This window comes from Candidatus Nitrosopumilus sp. bin_6a, from assembly GCF_054095695.1.
On the sequence record NZ_JBSWSR010000010.1, the window covers coordinates 1 to 14,043 of the forward strand.

The window sequence follows — 14,043 nt, forward strand, 5'->3', positions numbered from 1 at the left end:
TCTCAGATGGTAAAATAGGATCAGTATCATCAATATCCAGTATACCATCATTGTCATCATCAGAATCTTTAACAGATCCTATTCCATCAAAATCAAAATCTGCCCAATCATCAAAATTAGTATCAAAAGAATCAATAGCATCCAATATGCCATCATTGTCATCATCTGGATCACATAAATCACCAATAGAGTCATTGTCAAAATCTGACTGGTCAGAATTACTAATTTTTTCACAATTATCTACATTGTTTACAACATAATCATTATCCTCATCAATACTGAACAATTTTACATCTGAAAATATCAACAAAGCCACCAAGCTCACTAGGATGAAAATTATCACCAATGCCGCAATCCCAAACTTATTGAATTTATCTAACAATTCTCTTTCTTGACAAATTTTGATATACTTTCCTTATGGTACAAGATTGAATTTAAGACAGGAAAAGATGAAACACCCAAGAATTTGAATAACGCATGGACTTCCTGTCTAATCTCACTAGGACATACGGATTAAAAGATTCTCTGATACAAGTCTAGATCTAAGAGAAGAAATTTTATCAAAAGACTGTAATAATTTGTAGAATAGGTTAAATCTGTGATTTTAGTAAAATATCATCATGGATGAGATTTTAGTATCCCCAAAGGAAAAAATCCTAGAGTTCATTATTGCCAATCCTAGTTCTCATCTAAGAAAGATCAAAAACAATCTAACATATTCCATGGGAACCATTCAATATCATCTAAGCATACTTGAAAATGAAGGAAAAATCAAATCAGTTAAAACAAAATTTTACAGAAATTATTATCACATAAACGAATCTGATGATAAAATACTCTCTGTGTTGAACTTGGATTCTCCAAGAAGTATTGTCATGTATTTAATTCAACATGAACCTGCAAATCATCAAGAAATAGCAAAGGGGATAGGATTATCGTCATCAACTGTTAGCTGGCACATGAAAAGACTGATAGAATTACAAGTTGTGGAAACTGAATTTTCTGGGAAGTATACAATATACTGTCTTAGAGACAGAGATAATGTGTTGGCTAATCTTAGTAAATGTAAATCAACTGTATGGAACTCTATAGTAAACAACATGGCAGATGTATTTTCAGCATTTGAACAGAAATAATACGGATATAGAATGTTTGAATCCTATTTGCTGACAATATCAAATATTTTTTTACAGTTAGATTACATCAACCCATTTGATGACCCAGTAGATGTTGTTACACAAGATGATCTTATTGCAGGTTCTGTAACTGTTGCCATTGCAGGGCTTTCAATAGTCTTAACAATAATGGCAATTTCTGCTTACAGAAAAACAGGAATGTCACAGCTCAAGTTTATCGCACTTGCATTTTCATTGTTTACAGTGTATCTTGCAACTGAGGCAATGCAGGAACTATTGACATTTAATGACGACTCTTTTGATTTGTTTTTATCAGTAATTATGATGGGTATTTTGATTAGTTTCTTTTTAGGAATTATGAGAAAAAAGAAAAATCACATAGAAGAATAGTAATCATCATTTAATTTTGATTTTTGGGCTAGATCTGATAGCAATATTACAACATGGACATCTAAAATCGTCAATTCTCAGATATACACAACAACATGAACACCACTTGAAACCATTTTCATAACTAAGCTTGTTAGAATGCTCTCCAAGTTTGAAATTACTACATTTGTTTTTACACCTAAATGCCAATCAAATACCTCTAAATAATTTCTAATTTCCATATTACATTTAGAATATTATGATACAAGATTGAATTTGTAATAAATTTTTCTCAAATTAGACTAGCCCAATCACGTGCAATTAATTTTTCTACAGAGTCAAGGGTCACACATGCAGCTGATTTATCTGAATTTTTCATGACAAGGTCAAATCCTTGACGACATACTACATTAGATAAAAGAACCCCCTGTTCCATTTGTGCTCTTGGAGAGATTCCATTTGTTGGAACAGTTTCATCTGAAATTAGAATAACCATTGTATCAGAAACAGGTTTTACGTCTTCTGAAAGTAGATAAATTCCTCGCAATCCTATTGTAATTTGTACAGGGTTATCAGATTCTAAAATAATGGATGAGTGTTCACTAGTGCCATCAACTGAATGGATATTTTCTTGTAATAGAATATCTTCATTGTCTTGAATAATTCTCAAATCATAATTCATGTGATCTATGGGTATGTTTTTTTCATCAGTGAATTTGAGTTCCAATGGCAGGGCTTGGCGTGCTTTAGGAATGTCAGTTAGAATTGCAACTATAATATCACCAGACTTTGAAAGTCTTGCCTCTGTAATTTCATTAGATGTGACAGGTTTGATGAGATTAGGATTAACAACTATCAATCCTTCCATCCATGGATGAATTGTACAAAAATATGGAAATATGCCTGATTTATCAAAACTAAATGCAAATACTTCTTTTGGATGCATTAAACCGCTATAGATTATTCCATCAGCTCCATTTTTTTGAGAACCGCTTGAAACAGTATGAGGGGTAGAATCACGATTTGTCCATTCAACTACATCGCCTACATTAACCGATATTGGGTCTGGAATGTAACACAAAGATTTAACCTCGCATGCAGGAATAGACGTTCCTTTTGGAATACTTATTTTGATTAATTCTTCTGCAAAAGAATTTTGTATCATAGAAAATGAAATTATTCCAACGACAACAAAAATTACAATTAATCTAAACTGCATAACCGTTATTACTATTTTACAAGAAAATATCATTGGTGTGATTTTTCAAACAATTAGATTAATTCTTAATATGCAGAATAATGATGGTGATTTCCATGATACAAGATTGAATTTGACTAGTACGTAATTGTAATTATTATAAATTAAGATTACTACTGTCTTCTGATGAATTACTAAATAATAAAATCCTAAATCAAAATCAAGAATGAAAAATAAAACAAACTATGCAATCTATAGCATGATACTTGGAATCATTTTGTTATCAACTGTCTCAACAAATGAATCCATTCAGGTATTTGCACAAACAACATCAGACAGCGGATTTACTGTAAGAAGTAATGAGCAAATTTCTAAAGATCCTATGGCAATGTCATTACTTGAAAAAATAGAAATGATGAAACTAAAATTTGCTCAAGCAAAAGAAACTAAAACAAAACAGCAAGAGCATAAAAAGTTCATAGATCAACAAAGAACACTTGCAAAACAGGCACTAGAAAACGAACTAGATAGAATAAATGAAAAATACAAAGATCACACTCCAAAGGCATCTTTTACAAGTTTTGTCTCATCAAAACCTGTAGAAACTCAGAACGTGTATTGGGATATGTTCAACTATCAACAACAAAAAGTTTCTAATGCCAGACTAGCAATGAAGGCAGTTCTTGATAATGGAGGCTCACTTCAAGAGGCAAGAGAAGCATATCACAATGCAGGTGCTATCAAAAGAGTAGAATTAATTGATATGACAAAAAACCTCAACATCAAGCATGGATTAGCAGACAATACAGTTCAATCTACCTTTGACAAGTATGGAAAACTTCCAAGGTATGATTAACTATTTTCTTTTTTATAATACAATCCTCGATCCGACTCTACAAAATTATTATGAATTGATCATTTTTTTGAATATGCCCAATTATCTTGATTTTTTTAGAACTAATTCATGTTCAAAATTACATCCATAGTATTACTATCCTGTGTATTCAGTCTACTTTATGCTAGTCCAGCTTTTGCTACCGAAAATTTTACATTTTCAATTAATAGTTTGTCTGAATTTGAGGTAGGTCAATTTCCATTTGTAAATGGTAAAGCGATATCTTTGGACAATAGCCCTGTTTCAGATGTTCGGATTCAAGTACACTTTCCTTCGGGAATCATTAACACAACAACAAATTCCACGGGTCAGTTTTCAACATCATCCCCAGTCCCCGTAGACCTTGGAGAATATACCATTACAGTTTATGCAAAAAAAGATAACAGACATACTAGTTCCCAAATTACATACCAAGGAGTAGAAAGTAAACCAAAAATTGAATTACCCATAGAAAAAATACCAAAAACTAATGAAAAAGTAGAGTTAGATCCATTTTCAAAAATGATTAAACAACTAGAAGCAGAAAAAATAGATGGTACAAAAAGAAAAACCATCCTGCAAGAACAAAATCAAGTTAGTGAACAAAGACGACTTGCTCAAATAGACTTGGAAAAAGACTTGAAAGAATCTGAAAAAAGAAACGAAGCATACAATCCAAGAAATGCATTTTACAAATTCATACAGAAAATAGACAGTTCTGTTAGAGGAATATTTTGGCAACAATTCTTGTTTACAGAAAGTATTACTCAACAGGCACATAACGCCAAAGAACAGGCATTAGATGAAGGTAAATCATCTTTTGAGGCTATGAAAATATTCCAAGAAAAAGCCAAAGTAACACAAAAGGAGATTATGGGACTAAACAAGAATTTGAATGTCGTTTATGGTAATGCCACATCGGATATCCAAGAACAATTCGATGAAAATGGAAAACTTCCTAGAGAAGACTAATCTTTTTTTCTTTTTTTAATTTTATAATTTATTTTTGGATATAATTTGAAGTTTAGTGGTGGCTTTGTTAATACCATCATCAACTAATACAGTATAAGTTCCAGCTGCCAAGTTTTCTGGAACTTGCCATACTTCTGAAAAAGCACCATCATTTGTTGCATCTGGAGTTAATTCAAAAAATTTGTCCGAAGATTGTATTTGAATTATGGTTTGAGACTCGGAATCTATACCAGTTCCTGAAATGGTTACAAATTCTCCATGTGTGTATGGTTCTTCTTTATCTAGTTGTATGGTTAGATTTTTCTTGTTGCTCACTACCTCAAACGATACTTTAGAAACTCTTTCCCCGTTACTAACCTGAACTGTCCAAACCCCACTTTGTTTTTCAAGAGGGATTTCCAATGGACGTGTAAATTTTCCATCCTTATCCGTATAATATTCTACTATGTCAACCACTTTTCCTGCAGGGTCAATTAACTCTATTAAAATCTGGAAAAAAGGTGAAGATTTTCCAAAGAGAATAACAGTCTCACCTGTGCTGTAATAATTATCGTCTAATTGAATTTCAATAGTGGCAGTACCGATGCTCAGCCCAACTGTGAACTCTTCAACTGTCTCCTCAGAAGCATGATTCAATACCAAATAGTAATTTCCTTTTTTGTAGCCTGAAAGATCAAGCAAGTATTCAGCATATCCTGTAGAGTCAAGAAGTATAGTCTCTTCAAAACGTACGTTATCACGAGAATCAAGAATTGTCATGGATATGTCAGATGAGACAGGACCAAAAATCTCAATTGAAGTCTCGGAGTTCAAATCATTATGAAATTTTTCAAAGACAGCTGCAATGTCTCCTGTTGGCTCTCCAATGTGTATGGGGACTATTTCAGAATCATCCTCTTGTTTTAAAATCAGAAAATATGCCCCTTGGGTAAAAGTATCATCGCTTTTTATTTCCAGATATAAGTATCCAGAGTCATCAATATCTAAAATGTCCACATATACTTCATTACCATCAGAATCTTCTAGAGATATTTCCAAATTTGTGTCTGGTTTAACTTCTCCTGTAAAAACCATCGTAGAACCTAAAGTATACGAATCCCGAGCAGATTGTACCAATATTATTTCAGGAGAAATGTCTGAATCCATTTGAATTTCATTAGATGAAGTATCATCATTATTTTCTGAATCGCTAAATGATACATCTGCAATTACTGCTATTTTTGAATCGACCCATCTTTCCACAGATGACAATTTTACACATATTGCATCACCATTACCTCTAATCATTAGTTGCAGTTCATTTTTACACAATACATCTTCTGCAGATATACCATTTGCCATCTGTTTTCGTGGAGAGTCTATGCTTCCTAGTGCAGTAGAAGAAAGTAAACTAGTAAACAATACTAAAAAAAGAAAAAGAAAGATCAGTTTCATAGTTTTACCAAATTCTTCATGATTAAAACCCTTTTTACACAAAGATACTTTTCTATTTTAGATCTGATCATTGTTTTTTAATAATTTCTTATTGTTAATCACAGTTACACTTGTTTTTGTCCTTTGGATTGCATATTTCACAGTCCAGTAAACATTTGTCTTCAGGGCAATAACCACAAAACTGTTTTTTCTTTGATCCCAAATCTATTTTCTCTAAATTAGTTATAATATAGAATCTTTATTCCCTTTTGTATTATAATGGGTGAGCAATCAAAGAATTTTTTCATTTCAATTCTATTATTTTTCCTAGCTGGTCTTTGTGAAATTGGTGGAGGGTACCTAGTTTGGCTATGGTTACGTGAAGATTTTAGCTGGATATTAGGTGCAGTGGGCGGATTTGTATTATTTTTGTATGGAATTGTTCCAACATTTCAGAAAACCCACTTTCACAGAGTCTATGCAGCTTATGGTGGTGTATTCATTGTAATGTCTGTTTTCTGGGGTTGGCTAATTGATGGAGTACAACCTGACAACTATGATGTTATTGGAACAATCATTGCAGTAATTGGGGTACTGATAATTTTCTACTATCCCAGAAAAGGAGATAAGAAATGAGTGAAACTATTCTTTACACTTTGGGATTGTTCTTTTTTGCGTCTCTGTTAGAAATTGGTGGAGGATATCTTGTTTGGAAATGGTTGCGAGTAGATAAAAGAAAAATATTTGGAGTAATTGGTGGTTTGATTTTATTTTCATATGGAATTATCATGACATTCCAACCTGAAAATTTTGGCAAAGTCTATGCTACCTATGGTGGAATCTTTGTTGTATCATCAATAATTTGGGGTTGTTGGGTGGATAAGAAAAGACCAGATAGATTTGAGATTATTGGTTCAATAGTAGTTTTGATTGGTGTTGCTGTAATGTTTTATTTTCCAAGATAATCTTGTTGTAAAAATTTACTTTAATCCCTTGTTAGTTCCAATCATCTCATAAGAATTTCCATCATATGAAATTTTGTAGACTTCTTGATACCCATCAGATGAATATCCACCCACATAGATTTCATTACTTTGTGAATCGGCAACAATACTTGAAACTGTAAGATCTACATCTATCGAATTTTCCCATGAATCTCCAAGATCATTTGACTGCACAATGCCGAAGGTTTTGACTGATGAAAATAATTTCCCATCATCATCAAACGCCAATGCATACACAGCCAATTTTCGATATGTGTCAAGATGAATCCAAGTTTCTCCACCATTACTAGACTTGTAAATTCCGTTTCCAGTTCCTGCAAAAATTAGTTCAGAATCATTAGGGGAAATTGCCAATGCTGAAATGTATTCAAACGCAGGAGGTTCTATTGTTCCCCAAGTTTTTCCAGAATCAACAGTCTTGAATAATCCTCTTGCACCACTGTCAAATCCAATTAACATTTCTGGATTTTGTTTACTTGTTGCCATTGCATGAAAATCTACTGGAGGCTCTATAACATTAGAAACGTGTTCCCAAGTAATTCCGCCATTATTACTTTTTATCAATCCAGTATTTCCACCAGTTGCTGGGTGTCCACTTGCGTATAATGGAAATCCAGAAACGAGAGGTGCGTTAAATGCCATATAGTCTGCCCTTACTTTGTCCACTTTGATTGGATTAGTATCTAAGTTCATCTTTTCTTTCTTGAAATAGTTTACGATATTTTCCTGCTCTTGGAGTAATGCGTAAAACACAACGACAGCAAGGACATCTTGCGTCAGAGCAATTTATGAAAACATTACATTGAGTACAAAGTTTCTGATTGTTTTCATATCTAATTTTTCCATTAAATTTTTTAATTTCTATTCTGAGACAAATTCCTTTGCACATATTCATTTTAGATGGACTCCAAATTTCTATACACGGGTAATTTTTTTCCAGTTTTGCTCAAGATCACCACAACAATAAAAGCAACGCCTAGAACTAGCAGAACAAGCAAATCAAATTCAGGAACAACATTTACAGTTATTTCGACATATTCATCAGTTCCTGCAATTTTTTCAATTCTTATGGTAACATCACCTGATTCTTTTTCCACAAACACAAAATTCTCAAAAGTTCCACCCCCGTTTGCAACCCCTGACTTGCGATGAATCTCAGTTCCGTTTTGCACTAACACAAAATCATAAGAGACATCACCTACAATCAACCCAGTATCTTTATCATAAAACGACATTATGAACTCAGATTCACCAAGTTCTAGTGTATTTGGAAACCAAGTAAGATCTACTCTGTATTTTCCACCGTCAGAATTTGATTTAGAAACACTTTCTAATTTAATTGGAAATTTTGAAACATCTTGTGGATTGACAACTACCAAGAAATTAACATGTGACAATGAATTTCCTCCAACATCAAACATGTCTAATTTTACAGTTCCAATATCGCCAGAAGAAAATTTGTATTGAAATGAATCAGGCGTTTCAGTATTTACAGAACCAGCAAAATGTTCTTTAAAAATTTGAGTTTCATCTGATGAAATTTCTACTTCATAATCAATATCTTTGTTAGATTTATCTGTAAATAATTCATCAGTTTTCAAAAAGAAAGTTACATCTTCACCAGCTTTAATTATCGCAGGTTCCCATGATAACCAAACTCGGTATCTCATGTCGGGAGTTATAGATTCTAGAGGTAAGCCAACATCACTGCTAGGACCTAATTCAAAAAACATTTGTGATGTAGATTCTTGCATTGCTTGCTCTCGAAGTTGTTTTAGTCCCTCTCGATTTAACACAATGTGAACTGTTCTTCCATCAGAGGAATAGTCATCAATGGTAACATCAAGGTCTTCTAATTGGACACCATTAACTTTTGCCTCATATTTTGTATGAAGAAACTCTGAAAAATCTTTTGAAATTCTGACTTCCTCATGCACCACACTTAGTTGTTCAAAATCCTGATTCCAGTCAAAAGGCATGGAGAAAGATATTTTGTCAGAATCAAACTCAAAATTTTCTATAGTGTCAAAATATGAAATTACGTTTACTTCGTTGCTGTTTTGTTGTGAATCCAATATTTCATACGTATTGTGTTCTGCAAGACTAATTGCCCCTATCAATTCTAGCCTTTTATCAAGGAAATTAAAATCAGAATCAGCAGTAAGAATTTCTACCTTATACTCGTAAAGCCCCCCAGAATCAAAAATATTTCCCGTCATTGTCACAGGCTCAGTTGCAGTTTTCATCCAAGCATCTATTGCAGGGGATTTGTCACCTTTGACCTTAATTTCATCTGAACCGTCATTGATTACTTTAATGATTAAATTTCCAAAATCATCGTGAAATATTCTTCTGAAAATTTGCTCTCCATCTTTGGTCATCTCAAGTGCAAATGTTACATGTTCTACTACGGATTGATTTTTTGATTCACTCAGATTAACTGTAATGTATCTCTCAGGGTCATCTTTGTCAAATACCGATGGAGAAATATCAATAGATAATGTAACATCTCGTCCATCCAAACTTACTGGAGGATGGGTTTCTCCACCTAAACCGTGTCCAAATGCCAAGTTTGTAGAAAATCCGATACTTACGATTAAAAAAATTATGGAAATGTAAAATACTTTCATTTAGATTACCTCAAATGAATCCATTATAACTTTAAAATCATTTATCTGTTCAGAGTCAAGAGTTTGCGGGGATTCTCCAGAGTATTGCAACATGTATAGTCTATTGTCTTTTAGAAACAAAAGCTGTTCACCATAAGGTACAGTGCTACCAGAAGATTCGACTGCAAATAATGCCCAATCATCATCAGGGGAAACTTGTTCAAATGGAACAGTAATATTTTTTTGAGATTCCATTAGAGATATTTGCTGATCAACAAACTCATGTAAGGAAAATTCATCTTTTTGAAGATCAAAAATTGTTAGCATGAATTGTTTGTTGTGATTTTTTTCAATATAAATTCCGCCAACAAATCCTTTTAATAGTAATGAAGATAATTCGCTAGAACTTAGTTCATCTACTGTAGAATGAATTTCCCAATCATTGCTAGGTTTTGATATTTGAAATCCCAGTTGCACATCTTGATAGATATTTGTTGAAAACAAATCTACGGTTTGTGGATTAAACAAAATAATGTCTCCAAAACCAGATACTGCAATTTTTGTGCCTAAAATGATGTCGTTTGTAGGTTCTGGAAATTCTGAAAAGAACAGCACCACAAGTCCAATAGTACCCAAAATTACCACAACAATCAACATCCATCGAATAATTTGTCGTTCAGATTGTAATTCCATGATGTTAGATAGGGGTTGACATCTCCTGTGAATGATTATCTGATTTTTTGAATTTCATGTAAATAATTATTCCTAGTAACATTAGGGTAGGAACTAGTATTATTGCAACTAACAATTCATAATAGATATCTAATCTTTGTGCAGGTTGCACCATAGTTTCTGTGGTTGTGGTTTTTTCAGGGTTATCATATACTATAGTAGAGAACACAACTGTACGGAAAAGAGGCTGGCTTACGGATGTTCTTGCAGCACTATCAATACCTGAAGTGCCACTGCTCACAATATTTTGAAATCTAATTTCTATGGGACCAGAATTTTCGAAAATCACATTTCTATAATCTCCTCCAACTTGAGTTACACCTGAATCTCGAAATACTTGATTTCCGTTTTGAGTAATTATCATATCATATTTCATTTTATCTAGATTTGAATTTGTTATTCCATCATACGTTTGGAAAACAAATGTAGTCTTTTCAAAAGTCTTGATTATGTTTGGCTCCCAAGTAAGATCAAATTCAATTAATTTATCTGGAGTAAATTGAATCATAGGGAAGGATTCAATTTTATTTCCAATCCCATCATGAGGATAATCAGGTATTGTTTGTTTTACAAGTACTGCACCACTCATCCATGGATGAATTATGCAAAAATAATTGAAAGTGCCTGCTTTATCAAATGTGTATGTCCATGATTCATTTGGCATGAATCATTGACTATCAAATATTCCATCTGCGTTGCCAAGTTCCTTTGTATCCATCCACTCAAATCTGCCAGAGCCTTCTCCGCTTGTTACGGTATGTCCTTCTCTATCATCATTAGTCCATGTCACACTATCTCCAACCTGAATTTGGAGTATTGATGGATCATACCAAACTTCTGCAGGCGTGTTTAGTTCAGGATTATAGGCACCAAATGGAATACTAATTGTAAATTCTTCTGCTTGCAAATCCCTGACACTGCCAAAAATTATCAAAAATACTACAGATGTAAAAAATAGAGTGTGCTTTGAAAATGCTCTATAATTTTTTTCAAGCACACTCATTAACAATTAACTCATTCTAACTTTAATTAATGATAAGATCGTTTTACCATTGTTCCAAAGAATTTAAAATGAATAACTTTAGAATAAAGTGTTGCAAAAGCCAGCTCTAACAATCAAAGACAAAACAAATATTCTATTGGTAGTAGCTGTAGCAGTTCTTTTAGTTTCAATTCCACTGGGGTTTGAAGGCATAGATTCTTCAGAAAGAGGATACTATGCAATTCACGTTGTAAGTTTAATTTTTGGATTGTTCTTATCGGTGTTAGGATTTCTTACATACCTTGAATTTAAAAGTACAAGACTGTTAATGGTATTTTGTGCATTTGTTGCAATTACAATAGCAGAAAGTACATCATGGGTTAATTTGTTTTATCCATTTTTTGATAGTGTGTATGGTATTCATGGTTACATTACACATGGATTAATTTTGGTTATGCTGTCCTTTTTCATTGTTGGTATTTTTAGATCAGACTAGAAATAAGAAAACGTATCTGCAAATCTATCTTTCATTTTATCAGTATTGCTTGGGGAAATTTTAGATAAAATATTTTGCACGAACTGTGGTTCCTCTAATACAAAATAAGGATAAAACCCTGAAATTCTTTTAATAATTTTCTCTTCAACTAAATTAGTCAATGTAATAGATATTGTAGAGGGAGCTTTGTTTGTACATTGTCTAAAGTCAGAATATGTACCCTTTTGATTTTCTGCAAGGAACATAATGATTTTTTTTGCAGTTTCTCTTCGGAGATTGATCAGTACAGGATATTCAGTAGAGGGAATGTGCAAAGGGAAATGATGTGTACGCCTTGTAGAACGCTTGACAATAATTTTAGAGTCCTTTTCTAGATTAGAGAGGGAATTTGATAGAGTGCCAAACGGATAACCAGTTATTTTTTGTATGTCTCGGTATGAAATAGCAGGGTTATTTTGGATTATTTCTAAAATACGGGAAATTCTCGGATTTGAGACATGATATCTTCTAGGTTTGTTATGATATGTTTTGACTTTAACGCCATTTTCAATATATCCTGCAACCCGTAAGAGACCAGCGTCTTTGAGAATGTCTAATCTTCGATAAATTGTGCCAAGGGGTATTCCAGTGTCTTTAAAAATATCAGAAGCAGGTTTAGGAGTTGATGTAGATTTTAGAATTAATTTCGCATACCTGTCTCTAAGAAAATCATCAGTTTCCATCAAGTAGTATCATAATTTTGGTCTAATAAGCTTGTAAAAAATATTCCCAAAAATTCCATAGTTGTACCAGAATTTTTCATTAGTACAATGGTAAAACGCTCTGATCAATTATAACTGATTAAAATTGGTTTGAAATGTGAAAAAATCAAAACCAATTTACTTTGTTATAGGTATGGCATTTTTAATAGTTTTAGCAGTAACATTAACTGTATTTGATGAATCAGCAGAAACCCAAAAAGAAAGTAAAATAGAATCCGAAATAAAAACAACAGGAACTCCTGCGGATAAATATGATATTGATGAAAGAGAACAACATTGTGGAAGTTCAAACGCAAAAACAAATCAATACATCAAAGAATTTGAAATACCCACACCATGTACACAACCACTATCCATAATTGCCGATTCAGAAGGCAAAATATGGTTTACAGAAACTAATACTGGAAGCATAGCAAAGTTTGATCCAGAATCTGAAGAATTTACAGAATATCCAAATGACATGTGGTCATTAAATGGCGCGTCAATGTCATGGGGTATTGCACTTACTGAAGATGATGAGATTTGGTTTACAGATGAACAATACGGGGCACTATGGAAATTTTCAATCCCTGAAGAAACATATTCAAAATTTGAAATACAGGGTAAAACAAAAAAATCATTTCCACAAAAAATAGGTCTTTACAATGATAATTTTGTGATCAATGACTTTACAGGGAAACAAATTATTGTTTTAAATCATGAAAAATTAGATGAGGGTCAATATTCCAATTCAACTCTTTCAATCCCTGAAGGATTCTTCACAAGTCAAGCAGTCATAGATATTGAAGGAAACATGTGGTTTGTAATATGGAAATATCAGAAAGAAATAATTCTTGTTAAAACAAATTCCATTACACAAGAAGTTGAACAGTATACTTTGCCTAACTCAATTCAAGCACCAAATGGTGTTGCAGTTGGACCTCTAGGCAATATTTGGATTGCAGATACAGCAGGAAATTCATTTTACAAATTCAATACTGAAGATAAAAAAGTGATAGAGTTTACTACGTCAAAACCATCAATTCTGACATATGGTAATGCTTCAGGCTTGATTAAGACTCCAATTACACGCCCCTATTGGAATGCATTTGACTCAAACGGGAACATGTGGTTTAATCAACAAACAGGAAACAGATTGGCAGTGTTTAATCCAAATTCTGAATCATTGATTGAATATGACATCCCATCAAAGAATCCTAGTTGGTCTGATTGTGGAGATTTAACTGACTGTGGATTATCTCAAAGCTTTGGATTTAATTTCCAAGATGATCAGGTTTGGTTTACAGAGTGGGTCGAAAACAAAATTGGAGTATTAGATACTTCAGTCACAATTCCAATTTCACTTGAGAGTACAAAAGAAGAGATTGTTATCAAACAAGGAAAACAACAAGAAGTTTTGATTACTGTAACACCACAAACAAGCCAAAGTATGAATTTAGTTTTATCTGGAAATTCTAATTCTGAAATGATTAAAATAAATACAAAAACCGAACCAAC

At 32.9% G+C, this 14,043-nt stretch carries 17 protein-coding genes; 8 read left to right on the forward strand and 9 right to left on the reverse strand.

The window, feature by feature from the left end; genetic code table 11:
- Positions 1-307 (reverse strand): thrombospondin type 3 repeat-containing protein (locus ACW9XA_RS09625; protein WP_457764105.1); only part of this gene is annotated, 307 nt, incomplete at its 3' end.
- A gap of 313 nt (positions 308-620) precedes the next feature.
- Here ACW9XA_RS09625 and ACW9XA_RS09630 point away from each other — a divergent pair.
- Positions 621-1,136, forward strand: a complete 516-nt coding sequence (locus ACW9XA_RS09630; RefSeq protein ID WP_457764106.1) for a winged helix-turn-helix transcriptional regulator — start codon at positions 621-623, stop codon at positions 1,134-1,136.
- 12 nt (positions 1,137-1,148) lie between these two features.
- Entirely contained in the window at positions 1,149-1,526 is a 378-nt protein-coding gene (locus tag ACW9XA_RS09635; RefSeq protein WP_457764107.1) for a hypothetical protein, read from the forward strand.
- Positions 1,527-1,797: 271 nt separating this feature from the next.
- Here ACW9XA_RS09635 and ACW9XA_RS09640 read toward each other — a convergent pair whose 3' ends face one another.
- Positions 1,798-2,724 carry a cupredoxin domain-containing protein gene (locus tag ACW9XA_RS09640; protein WP_457764108.1) on the reverse strand — a complete coding sequence of 309 codons (927 nt, stop codon included), beginning with the start codon at positions 2,722-2,724 and terminating at the stop codon, positions 1,798-1,800.
- A gap of 205 nt (positions 2,725-2,929) precedes the next feature.
- Between ACW9XA_RS09640 and ACW9XA_RS09645 the strand changes: the two genes are divergently transcribed.
- Together ACW9XA_RS09645 and ACW9XA_RS09650 are read left to right on the forward strand one after the other, a co-directional pair.
- Entirely contained in the window at positions 2,930-3,559 is a 630-nt protein-coding gene (locus ACW9XA_RS09645) for a hypothetical protein (protein WP_457764109.1), read from the forward strand.
- Positions 3,560-3,667: 108 nt separating this feature from the next.
- On the forward strand, positions 3,668-4,549 hold the full coding sequence (locus tag ACW9XA_RS09650; protein ID WP_457764110.1) for a carboxypeptidase-like regulatory domain-containing protein: 882 nt from the start codon (positions 3,668-3,670) through the stop codon (positions 4,547-4,549).
- 21 nt (positions 4,550-4,570) lie between these two features.
- Here the strand turns inward: ACW9XA_RS09650 and ACW9XA_RS09655 are convergent, their stop codons facing one another.
- Positions 4,571-5,983: a hypothetical protein gene (locus tag ACW9XA_RS09655; protein WP_457764111.1), complete on the reverse strand. Its 1,413-nt coding sequence runs from the start codon at positions 5,981-5,983 to the stop codon at positions 4,571-4,573.
- Positions 5,984-6,241: 258 nt separating this feature from the next.
- Between ACW9XA_RS09655 and ACW9XA_RS09660 the strand changes: the two genes are divergently transcribed.
- On the forward strand, positions 6,242-6,598 hold the full coding sequence (locus ACW9XA_RS09660) for a YnfA family protein (RefSeq protein ID WP_457764112.1): 357 nt from the start codon (positions 6,242-6,244) through the stop codon (positions 6,596-6,598).
- A complete protein-coding gene (locus ACW9XA_RS09665; protein ID WP_457764113.1) occupies positions 6,595-6,927 on the forward strand; it encodes a YnfA family protein in 333 nt (110 codons plus the stop codon). Before ACW9XA_RS09660 ends, ACW9XA_RS09665 begins: the two co-directional genes overlap by 4 nt.
- A 15-nt stretch (positions 6,928-6,942) precedes the next feature.
- On the opposite strand, the gene ACW9XA_RS09670 is transcribed toward ACW9XA_RS09665, so the two are convergent.
- The 5 genes from ACW9XA_RS09670 to ACW9XA_RS09690 form a co-directional block, all read right to left on the reverse strand.
- On the reverse strand, positions 6,943-7,659 hold the full coding sequence (locus tag ACW9XA_RS09670; RefSeq protein WP_457764114.1) for a WD40/YVTN/BNR-like repeat-containing protein: 717 nt from the start codon (positions 7,657-7,659) through the stop codon (positions 6,943-6,945).
- A 203-nt stretch (positions 7,660-7,862) separates the two neighbouring features.
- Entirely contained in the window at positions 7,863-9,596 is a 1,734-nt protein-coding gene (locus ACW9XA_RS09675) for a PEFG-CTERM sorting domain-containing protein (protein WP_457764115.1), read from the reverse strand.
- On the reverse strand, positions 9,597-10,268 hold the full coding sequence (locus ACW9XA_RS09680) for a hypothetical protein (protein ID WP_457764116.1): 672 nt from the start codon (positions 10,266-10,268) through the stop codon (positions 9,597-9,599).
- Between the two features lie 4 nt (positions 10,269-10,272).
- Positions 10,273-10,971 carry a cupredoxin domain-containing protein gene (locus ACW9XA_RS09685; protein WP_457764117.1) on the reverse strand — a complete coding sequence of 233 codons (699 nt, stop codon included), beginning with the start codon at positions 10,969-10,971 and terminating at the stop codon, positions 10,273-10,275.
- A 3-nt stretch (positions 10,972-10,974) separates the two neighbouring features.
- On the reverse strand, positions 10,975-11,310 hold the full coding sequence (locus tag ACW9XA_RS09690; protein ID WP_457764118.1) for a cupredoxin domain-containing protein: 336 nt from the start codon (positions 11,308-11,310) through the stop codon (positions 10,975-10,977).
- A 91-nt stretch (positions 11,311-11,401) separates the two neighbouring features.
- Here ACW9XA_RS09690 and ACW9XA_RS09695 point away from each other — a divergent pair, with 91 nt between their 5' ends.
- Positions 11,402-11,785, forward strand: a complete 384-nt coding sequence (locus tag ACW9XA_RS09695) for a hypothetical protein (protein ID WP_457764119.1) — start codon at positions 11,402-11,404, stop codon at positions 11,783-11,785.
- Here the strand turns inward: ACW9XA_RS09695 and ACW9XA_RS09700 are convergent.
- Positions 11,782-12,507: a winged helix-turn-helix transcriptional regulator gene (locus ACW9XA_RS09700; protein WP_457764120.1), complete on the reverse strand. Its 726-nt coding sequence runs from the start codon at positions 12,505-12,507 to the stop codon at positions 11,782-11,784. The two genes, ACW9XA_RS09695 and ACW9XA_RS09700, sit on opposite strands and share 4 nt — an antisense overlap.
- 136 nt (positions 12,508-12,643) lie before the next feature.
- On the opposite strand from ACW9XA_RS09700, the gene ACW9XA_RS09705 reads away from it, so the two are divergent.
- On the forward strand, positions 12,644-14,043 hold a 1,400-nt coding region (locus ACW9XA_RS09705; protein WP_457764121.1), incomplete at its 3' end, for a Vgb family protein.